The following is an 18,297-nucleotide window of genomic DNA, read 5'->3' as shown; positions in this document are numbered from 1 at the left end:
AATGATTGCCATAGCCATAGATGATGAGCCCATAGCCTTGGATGTAGTCAGATCACATGCCTCTAAAGTTTCTTTTATAAGCCTGGAGGCTGTGTTTACCAATGCTTTTGAAGCCATTTCTTATCTGCAGCAGCATGAAGTGGACCTGATCTTCCTGGATATTAAAATGCCGGACATCAGCGGCATTGACTTTTTAAACAGCTTAAGTAATCCTCCGCTGGTTATTTTTACGACCGCTTATGCAGAACATGCCATTAAAGGGTTTGAACTGAATGCCCTGGATTATCTGCTTAAGCCCTTCTCATTGGCGAGATTCTTAAAAGCCTGCAATAAGGCAGAAGAACTTTACAGCTTACGCAAAAAAATAACTTCGCCAGCTCAGCCCGTCTACATTTTTATTAAGGATGGTTATGAGCAGATCAAAGTAGCTATCGATGAGATTCTGTATATTGAAGCTGATGGCAATTATACACGGATCAATTTGTTGAACAAACCTTTGTTAAGCACACGGATGCCGGTCAGTGAAATGCAGGCCTTACTTCCATCTCAAAAATTCATTCGTACCCACAGGGCATTTATTGTCGCAAAAAACGCCATTACCAAATTTGACCGGAACCAGATCTGGATTGGTGATCAGCTTATTCCGATTGGGCCGACTTACGCCCAATGTCTGCTGGATCTATAAAAAAGCAGGTTATTTGTGTACGAATCTTCACAGATGCATATTTATCAGTATTATTGTCTGGCATTTTCATTTATTTCGGGATGCTAAATTTTAACTATCTGAATTTAAAACACATATGTTTAAACTCACATTCAAACAGCAAGTCTTAACTGGCTTCGTTATTTCCTTGTTATTTGTTCTGATATCTGCAATTACTTCCAGCATCAGCATCAATAAAATGAATGAAGATTCTGCCTGGGAAAACCACACTTATGATGTCATAGATGTAGCACAGGACGTAGAATTAAAGGTACTCAACTCCGAAACCTCTTTAAGGGGATATATTCTTACGCAGCGTAGCTCCTATCTTGATATCTACAATAAGAACATACACAATATCCTGCCCAGGATCAGGGAAATGCAAAAAATGACCGTTGACAATCCATCTCAGCAGCAAAGACTTGATTCTCTGGAAATGTATGCCTCGGAGAAAGTTAAAGATATGGAAACAGTTCTTCAGGAAAATCAGACCAAAGGCAGGGAAGCCGCTGTTCAGATGATATTGACCGACAAGGGAAAAATCGCTAAAGAGAATATGCTCCGCACCAATAATAATGCGATTAAAGCAGAAAGCAAGCTCCTGAAATTAAGAACTGTGAAACGTGTTGACAGTGCAGTCCAGTGTACCGTCATTGTCATCGTCAGTTCGGTCATCATTTTTGGTTTGTTTTTATACTTGTTCAGCTTTATTAAAAGGACCTTTGATGCGCAGAAGTTAACAGAGATCACCATTCGCGAGAACAACGAGCAGCTGGAAATACTCTCTGAAGAGAACAAACAGAAAAACTGGCTGTTATCGGGTGCTTCAGTAGTGAATGAGTCGATGCGTGGCGAACAGGAAATAGAAGAATTGTCTACGCATATCATCACGGAGTTATGTAACTATTTATCTGCCCCCGTAGGTGCAATTTATCTGTTCAACCGGGTTAAACAGACTTTACAGTTCAGCGGCGGATATGCTTATCAGGAAAAGAAAGGTAAAATCAGAGAGATTGCCTTGGGCCAGGGTCTGGTCGGACAGGTAGCCTTAGAGCAGCGGATTAAACAGCTGGATGAAATACCGGCCGATTACATGAAAGTTACTTCCGGCCTGGGAGAGACAATACCTAGTACTATTGTCCTGTTACCCGTTCTTTTTGAAGAGGAGACTATAGCAGTGATTGAAATGGGTCTTGCAAAAGAACCCACAGAAATGGTTCATACTTTCTTTAGTACAATTACCGAAAGTATAGGCGTTGGGTTGAACAGCGCTATAGCCAGGGCCCAGTTGCGTGAACTGTTTATGCAGACACAGCAACAGGCCGAAGAGTTAGAAAGTCAGCAGGAAGAATTAAGAACTACCAATGAAGAACTGCTGCATAAATCTGAAGAGTTACAGGCATCGGAAGAAGAACTGAGGGTGCAGCAGGAAGAACTCCGCCAGACTAATGCAGAACTGGAAGAGAAAGCAAGTTTACTGGAAGAACGGAATATCTCTGTGAACGAAGCCAGGGAGGCTATGAGCCTGAAGGCAGAAGAACTGGAAGTATCCAGCAAATATAAATCTGAGTTCCTGGCTAATATGAGCCACGAACTACGGACCCCATTGAACAGTATATTAATCCTGGCCAGAATTTTAAAAGAAAACAGACCGGAAAACTTAAATGCTGAGCAGCTTAAATATGCCGGGGTAATTCATAACGCCGGAAGCGATCTGCTTACTTTGATTAATGATATCCTGGATCTCTCTAAAATTGAATCGGGTAAGGTTGACCTTGACTTTGAACCGGTAAGACCACAGGAGATCAAACAGAATATGGAATCGCTGTTTACCGAGATTGCCCGAAGTAAGAAAATAGATTACAAGATTCACCTGGGTGCTGATTTACCGGAACGTATCATTACCGATCTGTCAAGAGTGGAACAGATCATTAAAAACCTCCTCTCCAATGCCTTTAAGTTCACCCCCGAAAACGGAGAAATCACGCTGAACATCGATATAGCTGAAAGCACACTTAAATTTCATTCCGAAAACCTGAGAAACAATAAACAATCTGTCATTTCCTTCAGTGTGAAAGATTCGGGAATTGGTATTCCTGAAGATAAGCAGAAACTGATATTTGAAGCTTTTAAACAAGCAGATGGTACAACAAGCAGGAAATATGGGGGTACAGGTCTTGGGTTATCTATCAGTAAAGAACTGGCGAATATTCTGGGTGGTGAGATTCAGGTAAGCAGCGAGTCGAATGCAGGAAGCTGTTTTACGCTTTATCTGCCGGCCAACCATGCCATATCCGAATCGGTGATAAACCCAGAGGCTAAACCACAGCCAGAAACCCCGGTTATTCCTTTAATCCCCGAAGAGCCTATTCTGTTACCGGTAAATAAGAACAGGAAACAGACCTTATTAATCGTTGAAGACGACCTGGTATTTGCTGATGTACTGAAAGATTATGCTATAGATAAAGGATTTGATCCTATACTGGCACACAGTGGTGACACCGGATTGAAAATGGCAGAAACGAATCTCCCGGATGCTATTATTCTGGATATTATGCTTCCGGTAATGGATGGATGGAGCATTCTGAAAAGTTTAAAGGCAAATCCGAAAACCAAACATATCCCGGTTCATATGATGTCGGCTGGTGAGGTGAAAGGTGAACGCGCATTGAAAGAAGGTGCCATAGGTTTCTTAAAAAAACCCATTGAGAGTGATCAGCTTGATCATGCTTTCTCTATGTTGAATACGGGACACATCTTATATGATTTCCAGACAGTACTGATTATCGAAGATCATGAACTGCAAAGTCTTGCTGTAAAAGAGCAGCTGGTAGAAAAAGGTATTGAGGTTGCCCAGGCATTTACTGGTCAGGAAGCACTCGAAATGCTGGAAGATCAGTCCTTCGATTGTATCATACTGGACCTGAACCTTCCTGATATTTCAGGTTTCGACCTGCTGGATAAGATAAAAACACAGGACAGGTTTACCCATATCCCGGTTATCATCAATACGGCAATGGAACTTGACCAGGATAAGATTGCACATATCATGAAGTATTCTGAGGCGATGGTTTTGAAATCCAACAAATCGAATGACAGGCTGATTGATGAAGTAAGCCTGTTCATGAACAAATTGAAAAAACAGGAATCTTTTCAGACTCAGGCAAAGACCAAAACAATATCGACCATAGAGAAAGTACTGAAGGATAAAACAATTCTGATTACGGATGATGATATGAGAAATATCTTCGCCTTATCGAGTGCCCTGCAAGTCTATGACATTAATATTGTGATTGCCAATAATGGTCGTGAGGCTATAGAAAAACTGGAAGAAAAGGATACTATAGACCTCGTCCTGATGGATATTATGATGCCTGAAATGGATGGGTACGAGGCCATGCGGATCATCCGCGATCACAAGAAATATAAGAAACTGCCAATTATTGCGTTAACGGCTAAGGCGATGAAGAACGACCGCGAAAAATGTATTGAAGCAGGAGCAAATGATTACATTGCTAAACCTGTAGATATTGATCAGTTATTGTCTATGTTAAGAGTCTGGCTAAGTTAATATGAAACAACCAGACATAAATCCGGAGGAAGTGATCAGTTATGAGGAACTGGAAAGTCTGACTGCTTTTATTAATAATATACATGGTTTTGATTTCAGCAATTATTCTGCGGCCTCGCTCAAAAGAAGAGTAACCAGAATTATGCAGTTACAGAAACTGAGCCTGTTTGATTTACGTACTTTACTCACCAATGATAACGACTACTTCGAGTCATTTTTGATGGAGGTAACTGTAAATGTGACAGAGATGTTCAGAGATCCGGCTTTTTACACATCGGTCTGTGAACATATCATTCCTTACCTGAGATCTTATCAAAGGATAAAAGTTTGGAATGCCGGTTGTTCAACGGGAGAAGAACTTTATTCATTTGCGATCATGTTTGCAGAAGAAAATTTATATGACCGGAGCTTTTTTTATGGAACGGATATTAATTCGGATGTACTGGAATTTGCCAAAAATGGAATCTATGATCTGCAGAAGATGAAGCTGTATTCAGAGAATTATCAGAAGACCGGTGCAAGATATACGCTTTCCAACTATTACACAGCACGTTACGGAGCAGCTTCTATTAACCATTCGTTAAAGAAAAACATGCTGTTTTCCGCGCATAATTTAGCTTCGGATGGGGTCTTCAATGAGTTTCAGTTGATTTCATGCCGTAATGTGTTAATTTACTTTAATACAGACCTTCAAAAGAAGGTCATTGATCTTTTTTACAATAGTTTAGCTAACTTTGGTTTTCTTTGCCTGGGTTCTAAAGAGACACTGAGAAGTACAGAAATTGGTCGTTTCAGGATTGTAGATAAGAAGAATAATATATATCAAAAAATAGCTTAAGTCTTTTCAAAAAGATACCGCAGAAATTATGGAAAAGATTAACATCCTCATTGTTGATGACAGACCCGAAAATATAATTGCCTTAGAGGCTTTATTGGAACGTGATGATGTGAATCTTGTTTCGACAACACTTCCAAATGAAGCACTCAGAATGGCCTGGGAAATGGACATTGCAATTGCACTGGTAGATGTGCAGATGCCTGAGATGGATGGCTTTGAACTGGTGGAGATATTAAAAAGCAATCCCAGAACAAAAGACATCCTGGTCATCTTTGTAACGGCTATTTCAACGGATGCCAAATATGCGGTGAAAGGGCTGAATACTGGTGCAGTTGATTATCTGTATAAGCCATTAAACCCTTATGTAACGTCTGCTAAAGTTGATTCATTTTTACAATTTGTAAGAACGCAACGGGACATCGTCAAAAAGAATAAACAGCTTGAGGCTTATCAGAAAGAACTGATTAAGGCGAAAGAACTGGCAGAGCAGGGAAAGAAGATCAAAGAGAATTTCCTGGCCAATATGAGTCACGAAATCCGTACCCCGATCAACGGAATTATCGGCCTTGCCAACCTACTCGAAAAAACACCGCTTAGCCAGGAACAGATTGAGATGATTTCTCTTTTACAGATTTCTTCCAATTCCTTACTGGGCGTCATTAATGATATCCTCGATCTTTCAAAGATAGATGCAGGTAAATTTAAGATCAACCGTTCTGCAACAGATATTGCAGAAGTCTGCCATGCTGTAAATAACTTATTAAGTATAAGAGCCAAAGAAAAAGATCTTGAACTGATTACAGAATTTGATCCGGGCCTGCCCAAAAATGTGTCTGCAGACTCTTTAAGGTTAAATCAGATCCTGATGAACCTGATCGGGAATGCGATCAAATTTACCAATAAGGGCAGTGTAACCCTGAAAGTAGAAGTCATGGACCGCAAGGGAAATAACCTGCAGATTAGATTTTCGATTATTGATACAGGAATTGGTATCCCGGCAGATAAGATTGATAAAATATTTGAAACTTTTGAACAGGCGGATGATAACACAACGCTGAATTTCGGCGGCACCGGCCTGGGACTTTCAATTGTTAAGAATTTAGCCCGTTTGAAAGGTGGTGTACTTACTGTAGATAGCCTGGAAGGCAAAGGAAGTGTATTTTGCTTCACCAATTGGTATGAAGTTTTACAGGACCTCCCTGAAATTAAAGAAAAACGTACAGAGAAGCTTTTGCCATTTCACAACGTCCGGATACTGGTTGCCGAGGATAACCCGATCAACAAGTTTTTAATTGTCAAAATATTAAAGGACTGGGAAGTCATTGCCGATTTCGTGGATAACGGACAAGAAGCGCTGGATAAACTCAGGGAGAACAACTATGACCTGATCCTGATGGATACTTTCATGCCGGTAATGAATGGACTGGAGGCTACTAAACTGATCCGGACAGATTTCATACCGGGCAAAAAAGATATTCCGATTATCACGTTCTCAGCAGCAGTGATGGAAAATGATAAGAAAGCTGCTATTGATGCCGGAGCAAATGATGTGCTCAGCAAACCATTTGAGCTGAATATACTACACCAGAAAATTTCTCATTTTATAGATAAAAAGACCCTGATGCTTTAGCAAAATAAGCCTGATATTTTTATCGGGCTTATTTATTAAAAGCGGTCATTGTATGTGCGGGTCCAACAGTTACAAAACTCTGGATCAGGGCGACACTTCTGTCAATCAGCGCAGGCAATTCCGGCAGTTCATCGTTATCAAATACATCCAGAACATAGTCAGCCTGTCTGCCTTTGGGAAAATTATCACTGATTCCAAAACGTAAACGCGGATAGTCCTGCCCTCCGCAAAGTGCTTCTATACTTTTTAAACCATTATGTCCGGCACTGCTCCCTTTTAATTTGAGACGCAGTTTGCCTAACGGAAGGGCAAGGTCATCTACAATGACCAGTACATTCTCCAATGGAATATTTAATTCCTTCATCCAGTAGTTTACGGCCTTCCCACTCAGGTTCATAAAGGTAGTAGGTTTGATCACATGAAGTTTTCTGCCTTTCCATGAAACTTCTGCATAATAAGCCAGACGGATATTCGAAAATGAGCCACCCAGTTCCTTAACCAGTGCATCAGCAATATTAAAACCAATGTTATGTCTCGTATCGGCGTATTCTGGCCCGATATTTCCCAGGCCAACTATCAAGTACTTCATGTATTGTAAAAATTTCTTCCCGCAAAGATAACAGTTTCCGGCAAACCGGAATCGGGGAAATAAGACATAAAAAAAGCAGCACTGAAACCAGTGCTGCTCTTAAATCGGGCTGAAGATTCAGCTTATTTTTTACCAGCTTGTTGCTCAGCTTGTTTAAGCGCTCTTGACATACCAACAGAAACGATTGTATCTTCTGGAGTGTTTGTCACTGTGTAAGCACCTTTAGCAAGGTCACGTACGCGGAATAAATTACCTACTTCTAATTTAGAAATGCTTACTTCAACTACTTGTGGCATATCTTTAGGTAAAGATTTAACACGAAGTTTACGTAATTTCTGAACTAATTTACCACCCATTTTAACACCTGGAGAAGTACCGGTTAATTTAACTGGAATTTCCATAACGATATCCTTGTCATCAAATAACTGAAGGAAATCTACGTGTAATAACACGTCTGTTAATGGGTGAAACTGTAACTCTTTTATGATTGCTTTGGTTTTAGTACCATTCAACTCAATTTCTAAAAAGTTTGCTTCTGGAGTGTAAATAGCATCTTTCAATTCTGTAATAACTACAGCGAAATGTGCTTGTTCTTTACCACCATACAATACTGCAGGAACTTTACCTTCATAGCGAAGCTCTTTAGCATCGCGTTTCCCTACGTTCTCTCTTGGAGAACCGCTAATTGCGATTATTTTCATCTTGTTATATATTTATTTGTTATTAAAATTAAACTCTAAACAGGTCACTGATTGACCCATGCTCGTTTACATTGGCAATTGCCTTTGCAAATAAACTTGCAGTACTCAGCACCCTGATTTTCGGACTCTCCTGCTTCAAAGGAATAGTATCTGTTACAATCAGTTCGGTCAGCTGAGAATTTTCAACAGTCTCATAAGCTTTACCCGACAATACCGGATGCGTACAAACTGCTCTCACACTCTTCGCTCCTTTTTCCATGATTAAAGCCGCAGCTTTAGCCAGTGTACCTGCTGTATCACAAATATCATCAATCAAAACAATATCCATTCCGGTCACATCACCAATGATTGACATCGACTCAATCTCATTGGCACGTTTACGGCGTTTATCACAGATGACAACTTCAGCATTGAAGAACTTGGCAAAAGTACGTGCCCTGTATGACCCACCCATATCTGGTGAAGCAATAGTCAGGTTTTCCAGACCAAGGCTTTTGATATAAGGAACGAAAATCACAGAACCATCCAGATGGTCAACCGGGATATCAAAAAATCCCTGTATCTGTGCAGCATGCAAATCCATTGTCATAATCCGGTGGATACCGGCCGATTTCAACAGATTAGCTACCAGCTTCGCACCAATAGCAACTCTTGGTTTATCTTTTCTGTCCTGTCTGGCCAAACCATAATAAGGAACAACAGCAGTGATATAATGCGCAGAAGCTCTCTTCGCGGCATCAATCATCAACAAAAGTTCCATTAAATTATCAGAAGGCTGGTAGGTAGATTGGATAAGGAATACATCACATCCTCTTACTGTTTCATCATATGAAGGCTGAAACTCACCATCGCTAAACCTGCTTAAGGTTACATTACCGAGTGGTTTGCCGTAACTTTCGGCAATTTTGTGTGCTAATGCTTTTGTACCGGTGCCGGCAAAAAGTTTAACTGGGTTAAATTGCAATGGCATGATTAGACGGGTATCAATGCTGGGTTAATAAAAAAAATCGGATTGCGTTTTGAATCACAATCCGAATATTATTTAGTTGCCCGACCAGGATTCGAACCTAGACAAACGGTACCAAAAACCGTTGTACTACCTTTATACTATCGGGCAATCTTCCGACAAACCAAGTATGAGTTGTTTTGTTTGGGAATGCAAATCTACGTAGTTTTTTGATAATTGCAAATCTTAGTGAAAAAAAATTTAAAATATTTTTCAAAAGGGCCTTTAAAGCACTCTGGGAGGTTAAAATTTGTTAATGTGAATGGATATATGTACTATTATCAATCTATTTGATTATTTTCGGCTGCATTTTTAGAGCCTGTGTATAAGCAGGCCGATATAAGCCGAAATTTTATACTTAAAAAACGAAATGAACTATTCAAAAATTAACAACCTTACAGGATGGCTCTGTTTTATCTTGGCCAGCTTATCTTATATACTCACCTTAGAACCCTCGGTTAGTTTTTGGGATTGTGGTGAGTTTATAGCTTCCGCACTGAGAATGCAGGTAGTTCACCAACCTGGCGCGCCTTTATTTTTAATGATTCAGCGCTTCTTCTCCCTGTTTGCTTTTGGAGATATTCATAAAATAGCTTATTTCATGAACGTTGGATCGGCCCTGGCCAGTGGTGCAACAATCCTGTTTTTATTCTGGTCAATTACAGCCCTGGCTAAAAAGATGGTCATCAAAACTGATGCTGACCTGACCATTGGAAATATCATCACCGTAATGGGTGCCGGAGTTGTCGGAGCTATGGCCTATACTTATACAGACAGTTTCTGGTTCTCTGCTGTAGAATCTGAAGTATATGCACTTTCATCATTGTTTACCGCTATCGTATTCTGGGGTATCCTGAAATGGGAAGCCCACGCTGACGAGCCCCGTGCTGACAGATGGTTACTGTTCATTGCTTATATCATGGGATTATCAATTGGTATCCACTTATTGAACTTACTGACTATACCAGCTATTGCTTTTGTATATTATTTCAAGAAAACACCTAACCCAACTACTTTCGGTGTTTTCAAGACCTTTATCGTGGGTGTACTGATCCTTGCATTCGTGCAATACGGTATCATCCAGTATGTCGTTTCATTTGGTGCTTACTTTGACTTGTTCTTCGTGAACACACTGGGTATGGGATTCGGATCAGGTGTGATCTGTTTTGCTATCCTGCTGATTGGCGCACTGGTGTGGGGAATACGTTATTCCATCAAAAAACAAAACAAGACATTAAATCTTGCCTTTCTTTCAACAGCCCTGATTATTTTCGGCTACTGTTCTTTTGCAATGATCATTATCAGAGCCAAGGCAAGTCCTAACCTGAATAACAGTAACCCTGATAATGCATTCTCTTTCCTAAGTTATCTGAACAGGGAACAATATGGAGACAGACCATTGCTGTTCGGTCCTAACTATAATTCTGAAAAGGTAAGCCTGAAAGAGGGTAAAAACATTTACAGAAAAGGTGCAGAAAAATATGAAGTAGCCAGTAAAAAAACTGACTATGAATATGATAGAGTTACGGTATTCCCAAGGATGTATAGTGATGATCCGAGACACGTACAGGAATATAAAGGTCTGATGGGCTTTGATGACAGCCATTTTGCCGGCCTGTTCGATAATATTACCTATCTGTTTAAATATCAGATCGGAAATATGTACATGCGTTATTTCATGTGGAACTTTGCCGGTCGCCAGAATGATGACCAGGGTGCTGGTCTTTACCAGGGTCAGTTCTTAAGTGGTATCAAACCTATTGATGCCATGATGCTGGGTGATCAGTCTCATTTACCTCCTTCAATTGTTGAAAGCAGTTCTTATACCCGCTTTTTCTTCCTTCCATTAATTCTGGGATTATTAGGTGCTGTATGGCATTTTAAACGTAATGAGAAAGATGCCGGTATTGTCGGCCTGCTGTTCTTCTTTACGGGACTGGCTATCGTTTTATATTTAAATCAGAAACCACTTGAACCCAGAGAAAGGGATTACGCTTATGCGGGCTCCTTTTATGCCTTTGCCATATGGATAGGCTTCGGGGTACTTGCCCTTAGAGAATGGGTATTTAAAAAACTGACGCCTCAAAGTGCAGCAATCGGAGCAACGGTAGTTTCGTTATTTGCAGGACCTATCATCTTAGGGGCTCAGGGATGGAAAGCACACAACCGTTCAGAGAAAATGGTTGCTCATGATATTGCATTGGATTATCTGCAGTCTTGCGCACCAAACGCGATTTTGTTCACTTATGGTGATAACGATACTTACCCGCTTTGGTATATCCAGGAGGTAGAAAACGTGAGACCAGACGTTAGACTGGTTAACTTGAGTCTTTTTGATACTGACTGGTACATTGATGGAATGAAACGTAAACAGAATGAATCTGCTCCGCTTCCGATCAGCATGAAACCTTCACAGTATGTACAGGGCGTAAGGGATGTAATGTACTACCAGGATTATAAAATAGCAGGACCAGTAGAACTTAAAAATGTACTGGATGTATTATTATCTGATGCTGATGAGGATAAAATTCCTTTGCAGAACGGAACTAAAGAAAACTTTATTCCGACCAAAAACTTTAAACTGACTATTAATCCGGAAGATGTAATCAAAACCGGAACAGTTAAAGCTGCTGATGCTTCGAAAATCGTTCCTGCTATGGAATGGACTTATAACAAATCTTATGTAACCAAAGGTACACTGGCATTGCTTGACATCCTGGTTCATAATAACTGGAAAAGACCTATCTATTTCGCAAGTACTGTCCCTTCTGAACAATTTATCGGTCTGGACAACTATTTATATACTGAAGGACTTGCCATGCGCCTGTTGCCGCTTAAAGCTGATTCGGCTGCAAGCAGAGGTGATTTAGTGAATACAGATGTACTTTATAACAACATGTACACTAAATTTAAATGGGGAAATGTAAAAACTGCAAGTTATCTTGATCCGCAATCTGCTGATGACGTCTCTATCTTTAACAATGTATTCAACACCACAATCTCCGGATTGATTAAAGAAGGAAAAATCGCTGATGCGAAAAAAGTAGCTGCACGTTATTTTGAGGTAATGCCTGACAAATTCTATGGTATGCGTTCTATGATGGGCGTCTATTTCCTTGCGGAGAACTTATACAAATTAGGAGATACGAATAAGGCAAATGCGCTTATTGAGAAATCTGCTGATTATATCCAGAAGGAATTAACTTACCTGGCGGATGTTTCGAAAAGTAAAAACAGATTCGTTGGCGGACAAAATGTTCAGCTGGGCTTACAGTTCCTGAACCAAATGGTTAAAACGACTGCAGAGCAGAAGCAAACCAAGCTGTCTCAGCAACTGGCTCAACAGTTCCAGGGATTAGAATCCAGGTTCTCAGTTTACTTTGCACAGCAAGGTCCTGAACAACCGGAGCAATAATCGGATACAAAAAAGAAAGGCCCGTTGCAAATGCAACGGGCCTTTCTTTTTTACAGACAATCTGATCTGTAATTTATAGCATAGAAAAAGGTTTATTCAACGACAACACCCATTGCGCAGAATTTATCAATTCTGTTAGAGATCATTTTCTCTGTCTTCTCTTTTCCAAGTATTTTGATGTCTTTCAGGATCTGTTCTTTCAATGTTGCACCCATTTCTGCAGGATTCTGATGTGCGCCACCTAGCGGTTCTTTAATCACGCCATCAATCAGCTTGTTCTTTAACATATCTTTCGACGTCAGTTTAAGGCATTCTGCTGCTTTCTCTTTGAAATCCCAGCTACGCCACAAAATTGAAGAACATGATTCCGGAGAAATTACCGAATACCAGGTGTGCTCCAACATATATACCTTATCACCGATACCGATACCCAATGCACCACCAGATGCACCCTCACCAATAATCAGACAGATAATTGGTACTTTCAATACTGACATTTCCATCAGGTTTCTGGCGATAGCCTCACCTTGTCCGCGTTCTTCAGCTTCAATACCCGGATAAGCACCCATGGTATCAATAAAGGAAATAACCGGTTTATTGAATTTTTCTGCCAGACGCATTAATCTTAAAGCCTTACGGTATCCTTCAGGATTTGCCATCCCGAAATTACGGTACTGACGCTCTTTCGTGTTTTTACCTTTCTGATGTCCGATCACCATTACTGTTTCGCCATTAATTGTAGCAAAACCGCCGATAATAGCCTTGTCATCTTTTACTGTACGGTCTCCGTGCAATTCGATAAAATCGTCACAGATCATTCCGATGTAATCCAGCGTCTGAGGCCTTTCCGGATGACGTGACAACTGTACTTCCTGCCAACCTGTAAGGTTTGCATAAAGTGCATTCTGCGTTTTAGACAGCTTATCTTCAAGCTCAATCAGAGTAGCAGACATATCTACTTTTGTTTTATCAGCAACCTGTTTAACCTTTTCAATCTGCTGCATCAGTTCAGCAATAGGTTTTTCAAAATCAAATGATGTTTTTATCTGTTCCATAAGTGGGCGGTAAAAATAGGTATTTTATTTAAAACTTCGCAGCGACTCCGGTTTTAGGTAAAGATTTCCTGATAAATTCTCTCAGATCTTCATTTCCCTTCTGCAAATCAGTCTTTCTCAGGTACATCATGTGGCCGCTTTCATAACCTGCCCAGCTCATTCTGTCTTTGAGTTTTCCGCTGGGATCCATCTGCCACATGCTATATTTTGCATTAAAATAGTCGCAGGCGCCATCAAAGTACCCGGATTGCACAAAAAGATGAAGGGAAGGGTTCTGTGCCATCGCATCACGTAAATTCTCTGCAGTATGGTTTCCGGTATTATCCCAGGGATAGACTGAACCGAACATATTATATTTCAAATCTGTTTTATAATTCAGCTCATTGCGGATATACATATTAATAGCAGGAGTGAAAGAATGTAACCAGGAACTCAGTTCTGCGTTATAATCCGGTCCGTCTCCGGCATCTTGTTTATCTACTCCACGGTACCTGGAATCGAGACGGCCAATAGTGTATCCTTTATCACGAAGTAGTTCCTTCCAGTAAAAATCGGCCGGGACATCCAGGTTATGCTGAAGGATAACCTTTTCGCTGATTCCTGAATATACAGCCATTTTAGCTGCGATCTCTTTTTTCTGCTCCGGACTCAGCTGACTGCCTTTAGCCAGTGCAGGAATCAGTTCATTCATAGTAAACTGTTCTACTTCGGGCAAAAGATCATTTAACGTTTTAGTTTGCAGTTCGGGTTTTAAAGCTTTATGATACCAGGCTGTAGCTGCAAAATAAGGTAAACGTAAAGCAGCTGAAAGTGCGTCTCCCCTTTCGATCCCCAAAGTCGTTGGTGAAACGAGTACAACACCGTTTAAATACATCCATTGTGAATTTTGCAGTTCGAGAGCCAGTCCCGAAACACGCGTGGTACCATAACTCTCTCCGATCAGAAATTTAGGAGATGCCCAGCGGTTGTTACGGGTAACAAAGGTATTGATCCACTCGGCCAGGTACTTGATATCGGCATTAACGCCAAAAAATTTACTACCGGGTATGTCTTTATTAATTGGTCTGGAATAGCCAGTGTTAACGGGATCTATATAAACTATATCTGCCACATCGAGTAAAGAAGCATTATTTTCTTTATAACCATAGGGCTGTACCGGGTATCCTTCTTCATCAATATTAAGCAGTACAGGTCCTGTATAAGCGATATGCATCCATACAGAGGCAGAACCGGGACCGCCATTAAAGGAGATGACCAGAGGTCTGTTGCTCCGGTCTTTCACATCTGTTCTTTCATAATAGGTATAAAACAGACCTGCTATAGCTTTACCGTTTTCATCCCAGACAGGTAAAGTACCCGCAGTAGCTTTATAAGGAACGCGCTGTCCTTTAATAGTCACCTGGTGCTGGGTAACGACCATACTCTCGGTGACGATATTACGGGAATTTACGCCTTCATTAGCTGCGCTGTCAGTTTTTTTAGTGCCGGGAACGGCTTTAATAGGCTGTAGTTTCTGTGCATTCACTGTTTGAAAAACACAGATCCCCGCCAGGGCAAGGGTATAAAATAGCTTCATTTCAAAGGTTTGGTTTAGGTCCTGTAAATATCCAAATAAGATCAGAATATTAGTGTTAATCCCTTAAAAATGTTACTCTTCCATATTTTATTTTTCTTTACTCCCCTGGATATAAAGCACCGAAATGGCTCCCAGAATCATAAATACACCAGCGAGCACAATGGCATAGATAGCTTCTCCGTGATAAAATTTCTTCACAATCATTCCGCCAAAAACACCGTTTACAATTTGCGGCATGGTAATGAAAAAGTTAAATATCCCCATATATACCCCCATTTTGCGGGCAGGGATAGCACTGGACAATATCGCATAGGGCATAGAAAGTATACTTCCCCAGGCCAGACCGATACCGATCATGGAATAAATGAGGTAATCGGGATTACTGATAAAATAGATAGACAATAATCCGGCCCCTCCCGCCAGTAAAGAAAAAGCATGAGCTATTTTACGGCTTGTCATTCTCGCAATGGAAGGCAAAATCAGCGCGTAAATTGCAGATACGCCATTATATACACCAAACAGGATACCTACCCAGTTTCCGGCATCCGCAAATTTAACTGATGAGGTATCTCCGGGAAGTACTTTATAGATATGCTGTGCAATAGCCGGTGTAGTAAACACCCACATAGAAAAGAGGGCAAACCATGAGAAGAACTGAACCAGGCCTAGTTGCTTCATCGTTAATGGCATTTTAGAGAAATCTGAAAGAATGGATATTAATCCTTTGGATTCTTCTGTTTCAGGTTCTGCGGCATGGTATAAAGCCATTTCTTCCGGTGGATATTCTTTAGTCGTCAGTACTGTCCATAAGATGGTCAGGAGCAGAATCGCGGCACCTGCATAAAAAGAATAGATGACGTTATGTGGTACCTGGCCCGCAGCAGCAACTTTGGAAACGCCCAGGTATTCGGAAAATATATAGGGTAACCAGGAACCTGATATCGCCCCTGCACCGATCAGGAAAGTCTGCATCGAGAAGCCAAAACTCCGCTGGCTTTCTGGTAATTTATCTGCCACCAGGGCCCTGAAGGGTTCCATAGCCACATTAATGGAAGCATCCATGATCATCAGCATTCCAGCCCCGATAATAATAGGTGGGAGAAAACTGGCCATAGCTCCTGAATTAGGCATCAGGATTAAAGCAATGGCTGTCAAAATTGCCCCTACCAGAAAATAAGGCCTTCTTCTGCCAAAACGATTCCAGGTCTTATCGCTGTAATAACCGATAATCGGTTGTACGATCATCCCTGTTAAAGGTGCTGCCAGCCAGAATAGAGAAAGGTGTTCTACATCTGCGCCAAAGGTTTGCAGGATTCTCGAAGCATTCCCGTTCTGCAGGGCGAAACCAAACTGGATACCAAAAAAGCCTGCACTCAGGTTGAAAATCTGGGCATTCGACAGTCTTGGTTTAGTGGCAGCGGCTTTGTTTTGTTCCATAAGGATAATCTTGGTTTTTTGGTTCTGGTTTTAGAAGGCTAAAATCTGGGCACTCATTGGCAATACCCAGACAGGTATTGTATTGTCTTTAAGATCAGTTAATTTCAGATCAGACAGTTTATCTTCGGCTGTGGTAAAGGGTCTGTTTTGTAAGATCTGTGCAGGGATCTGTACCTGGCTTTCCATCCTGTAATGACGGTCAAAATTAACCAGGATCAGCAAACGCTGATTTGCTGTATAACGAACGTAACCATACATGCGTTTGTTCATATTACCACCTACAGGGATTTCCCATAATTCACCATTGGCAATAGCTTCTGAGCTTCCTGCAAACTGTAACAGTTTTACATAATAATTTCTCAATGCTTGCTGATCAGGACTTAACTGCCCACCATCAAAGGCACCGTTATTCATCCATTTCTGATGTTCTGGTATTCCCCAGTAGTCAAAAATTGTGGTTCTGTTATCCTCTCCGCCAAATCCTTCTGCCCCTGCTCCGGGTTCTCCTGCTTCCTGGCCAAAGTAAGTCATTACGGGTCCACCAGATAAGGTAGCGGAAACAACCATAGCTGGTAAAGCAAATTCGGCCTTCCCTACAAATCCGGGAGAGGCAATGCGTTCTTCATCGTGATTCTCGAGGAAACGTAACATGTGATCGCCAAAACCAGCGCTCTCCTGCTGCCATACCTTTCTGATATCATTGACATCTGCGTTGTCTTCACTTCGGATCAACCTTTTCAGGCCATCGTATAAACCAACTTTGTCATATAAATAATCGAACTGACCTGTAGTCAGAAATGATTTATAAGTAGTAGGATCGTAAGCCTCTCCAATAAAGATCAGGGAAGGGTTTATTTTTTTAACCTCGGGAATGACCCATTGCCAGAAAGCCAGTGGAACCATCTCTGCCATATCACAGCGAAAACCGTCTACACCTTTACCTGTCCAGTAAACCAGGATATCTCTCATCTTGGTCCATACCGCAGGAGTTGGGTTAAAATATTGTTTAGCTCCATTTTGCTGGTCTACGCCGTAATTTAATTTGATTGTTTCATACCAGTCATCTACCGAAGGTCTTTCTGAGAAGACATTGTTCCCGGTAGCTTTTGCCGGCGATTCTGTATAATGCTGCTGCTGTAAAACTGACAGTGGTGTTGGCTGATCAGATTTAGGTGCCGGAACGACAAGGTCTTTTCCGGGCACATAATAGTAATCATTAGCCGGACTAAATGCAACATGTACATCATCACCTTCTCCAAAGTCTTTAACTCCGGCTGGTTTCATCTTTGACTGGTACTGACGGGCAACATGGTTAGGAACGAAGTCAATAATAACTTTCAGCCCTTTGGCATGTGTTCTCTGAATCAACGCCTCAAACTCGGCCATCCTGTTTTTCACTACCACAGCGAGATCAGGGTCTACATCGTAATAATCCCTGACTGCATAAGGAGATCCAGCCCGCCCTTTGACTACCTGTGCATTATTAGCCGGTAAACCATCAGTACTATAATCTGTTAAGGTAGCATGTGAAATCACCCCGGTAAACCACACATGTGTAGTCCCGAGTTCTTTGATCCCATCTAATGCCTGACTGGTGATATCTTCAAATTTTCCACTACCATTCTGAGTGATAGTCCCATAAGGGATATTGCTCTGCTGCTTATTGCCAAATAACCTTGGCAAAAGCTGGTAGATCATGATCTTTTTGCTCTGCTGTGCCATAATTATATTCGTAAATCCCGAAAAACTTAAAAAAATTACGGTTAAAATCCAGTA

At 41.1% G+C, this 18,297-nt stretch carries 12 protein-coding genes and 1 tRNA gene; 5 read left to right on the top strand and 8 right to left on the bottom strand.

Going from position 1 to position 18,297, the window contains the following annotated elements:
- Position 1 precedes the first annotated feature (1 nt).
- The 4 genes from HDF25_RS12120 (at position 2) to HDF25_RS12105 (ending at position 6,742) form a co-directional block, all read left to right on the top strand.
- Complete coding sequence (locus HDF25_RS12120; RefSeq protein WP_184625043.1) at positions 2-685, top strand: LytR/AlgR family response regulator transcription factor; 684 nt, start codon at positions 2-4, stop codon at positions 683-685.
- Positions 686-800: 115 nt separating this feature from the next.
- Positions 801-4,274 carry a response regulator gene (locus HDF25_RS12115; protein WP_184625041.1) on the top strand — a complete coding sequence of 1,158 codons (3,474 nt, stop codon included), beginning with the start codon at positions 801-803 and terminating at the stop codon, positions 4,272-4,274.
- Between the two features lies 1 nt (position 4,275).
- On the top strand, positions 4,276-5,112 hold the full coding sequence (locus tag HDF25_RS12110; RefSeq protein ID WP_184625039.1) for a CheR family methyltransferase: 837 nt from the start codon (positions 4,276-4,278) through the stop codon (positions 5,110-5,112).
- A 28-nt stretch (positions 5,113-5,140) separates the two neighbouring features.
- Positions 5,141-6,742 (top strand): response regulator, encoded by a 1,602-nt coding sequence (locus HDF25_RS12105; RefSeq protein WP_184625037.1) that lies wholly within the window; start codon positions 5,141-5,143, stop codon positions 6,740-6,742.
- A gap of 28 nt (positions 6,743-6,770) precedes the next feature.
- Here the strand turns inward: HDF25_RS12105 and pth are convergent, their stop codons facing one another.
- The 4 genes from pth to HDF25_RS12085 form a co-directional block, all read right to left on the bottom strand.
- On the bottom strand, positions 6,771-7,331 hold the full coding sequence (gene pth, locus HDF25_RS12100) for an aminoacyl-tRNA hydrolase (protein ID WP_184625035.1): 561 nt from the start codon (positions 7,329-7,331) through the stop codon (positions 6,771-6,773).
- Between the two features lie 122 nt (positions 7,332-7,453).
- Positions 7,454-8,032, bottom strand: coding sequence for a 50S ribosomal protein L25/general stress protein Ctc (locus tag HDF25_RS12095; protein ID WP_184625033.1), 579 nt, complete (start codon positions 8,030-8,032; stop codon positions 7,454-7,456).
- Between the two features lie 28 nt (positions 8,033-8,060).
- Positions 8,061-9,002, bottom strand: a complete 942-nt coding sequence (locus tag HDF25_RS12090) for a ribose-phosphate pyrophosphokinase (RefSeq protein WP_184625031.1) — start codon at positions 9,000-9,002, stop codon at positions 8,061-8,063.
- A 76-nt stretch (positions 9,003-9,078) separates the two neighbouring features.
- A tRNA-Gln gene (locus HDF25_RS12085) sits at positions 9,079-9,149 on the bottom strand.
- Between the two features lie 259 nt (positions 9,150-9,408).
- Here HDF25_RS12085 and HDF25_RS12080 point away from each other — a divergent pair.
- Complete coding sequence (locus tag HDF25_RS12080) at positions 9,409-12,453, top strand: protein O-mannosyl-transferase family (RefSeq protein ID WP_184625029.1); 3,045 nt, start codon at positions 9,409-9,411, stop codon at positions 12,451-12,453.
- Positions 12,454-12,545: 92 nt separating this feature from the next.
- Here the strand turns inward: HDF25_RS12080 and HDF25_RS12075 are convergent, their stop codons facing one another.
- The 4 genes from HDF25_RS12075 to HDF25_RS12060 all read right to left on the bottom strand — a co-directional run bounded on the left by HDF25_RS12075 (position 12,546) and on the right by HDF25_RS12060 (position 18,243).
- Positions 12,546-13,508 carry an acetyl-CoA carboxylase carboxyltransferase subunit alpha gene (locus HDF25_RS12075; RefSeq protein ID WP_184625026.1) on the bottom strand — a complete coding sequence of 321 codons (963 nt, stop codon included), beginning with the start codon at positions 13,506-13,508 and terminating at the stop codon, positions 12,546-12,548.
- Between the two features lie 28 nt (positions 13,509-13,536).
- Positions 13,537-15,084, bottom strand: coding sequence for a S10 family peptidase (locus tag HDF25_RS12070; protein ID WP_184625024.1), 1,548 nt, complete (start codon positions 15,082-15,084; stop codon positions 13,537-13,539).
- 87 nt (positions 15,085-15,171) lie between these two features.
- Entirely contained in the window at positions 15,172-16,521 is a 1,350-nt protein-coding gene (locus HDF25_RS12065; protein WP_184625022.1) for an MFS transporter, read from the bottom strand.
- A 30-nt stretch (positions 16,522-16,551) separates the two neighbouring features.
- On the bottom strand, positions 16,552-18,243 hold the full coding sequence (locus HDF25_RS12060) for an alpha-amylase family protein (RefSeq protein WP_184625020.1): 1,692 nt from the start codon (positions 18,241-18,243) through the stop codon (positions 16,552-16,554).
- Between the last annotated feature and the right edge of the window lie 54 nt (positions 18,244-18,297).

Source organism: Pedobacter cryoconitis (assembly GCF_014207135.1).
In the GTDB taxonomy this organism is placed as follows: Bacteria; Bacteroidota; Bacteroidia; order Sphingobacteriales; family Sphingobacteriaceae; genus Pedobacter; species Pedobacter cryoconitis_D.
This window is presented reverse-complemented; position numbering and strand designations above follow the sequence as displayed.

What these genes read in the sequence shown, in the direction of transcription:
- HDF25_RS12075 (WP_184625026.1), bottom strand. Translation starts at nt 13,508, where the DNA reads ATGGAACAGATAAAAACATCATTTGATTTTGAAAAACCTATTGCTGAA.
- HDF25_RS12065 (WP_184625022.1), bottom strand. Translation starts at nt 16,521, where the DNA reads ATGGAACAAAACAAAGCCGCTGCCACTAAACCAAGACTGTCGAATGCC.
- HDF25_RS12115 (WP_184625041.1), top strand. Translation starts at nt 801, where the DNA reads ATGTTTAAACTCACATTCAAACAGCAAGTCTTAACTGGCTTCGTTATT.
- HDF25_RS12105 (WP_184625037.1), top strand. Translation starts at nt 5,141, where the DNA reads ATGGAAAAGATTAACATCCTCATTGTTGATGACAGACCCGAAAATATA.
- HDF25_RS12080 (WP_184625029.1), top strand. Translation starts at nt 9,409, where the DNA reads ATGAACTATTCAAAAATTAACAACCTTACAGGATGGCTCTGTTTTATC.
- HDF25_RS12070 (WP_184625024.1), bottom strand. Translation starts at nt 15,084, where the DNA reads ATGAAGCTATTTTATACCCTTGCCCTGGCGGGGATCTGTGTTTTTCAA.
- HDF25_RS12090 (WP_184625031.1), bottom strand. Translation starts at nt 9,002, where the DNA reads ATGCCATTGCAATTTAACCCAGTTAAACTTTTTGCCGGCACCGGTACA.
- HDF25_RS12095 (WP_184625033.1), bottom strand. Translation starts at nt 8,032, where the DNA reads ATGAAAATAATCGCAATTAGCGGTTCTCCAAGAGAGAACGTAGGGAAA.
- HDF25_RS12060 (WP_184625020.1), bottom strand. Translation starts at nt 18,243, where the DNA reads ATGGCACAGCAGAGCAAAAAGATCATGATCTACCAGCTTTTGCCAAGG.
- HDF25_RS12120 (WP_184625043.1), top strand. Translation starts at nt 2, where the DNA reads ATGATTGCCATAGCCATAGATGATGAGCCCATAGCCTTGGATGTAGTC.
- HDF25_RS12110 (WP_184625039.1), top strand. Translation starts at nt 4,276, where the DNA reads ATGAAACAACCAGACATAAATCCGGAGGAAGTGATCAGTTATGAGGAA.
- pth (WP_184625035.1), bottom strand. Translation starts at nt 7,331, where the DNA reads ATGAAGTACTTGATAGTTGGCCTGGGAAATATCGGGCCAGAATACGCC.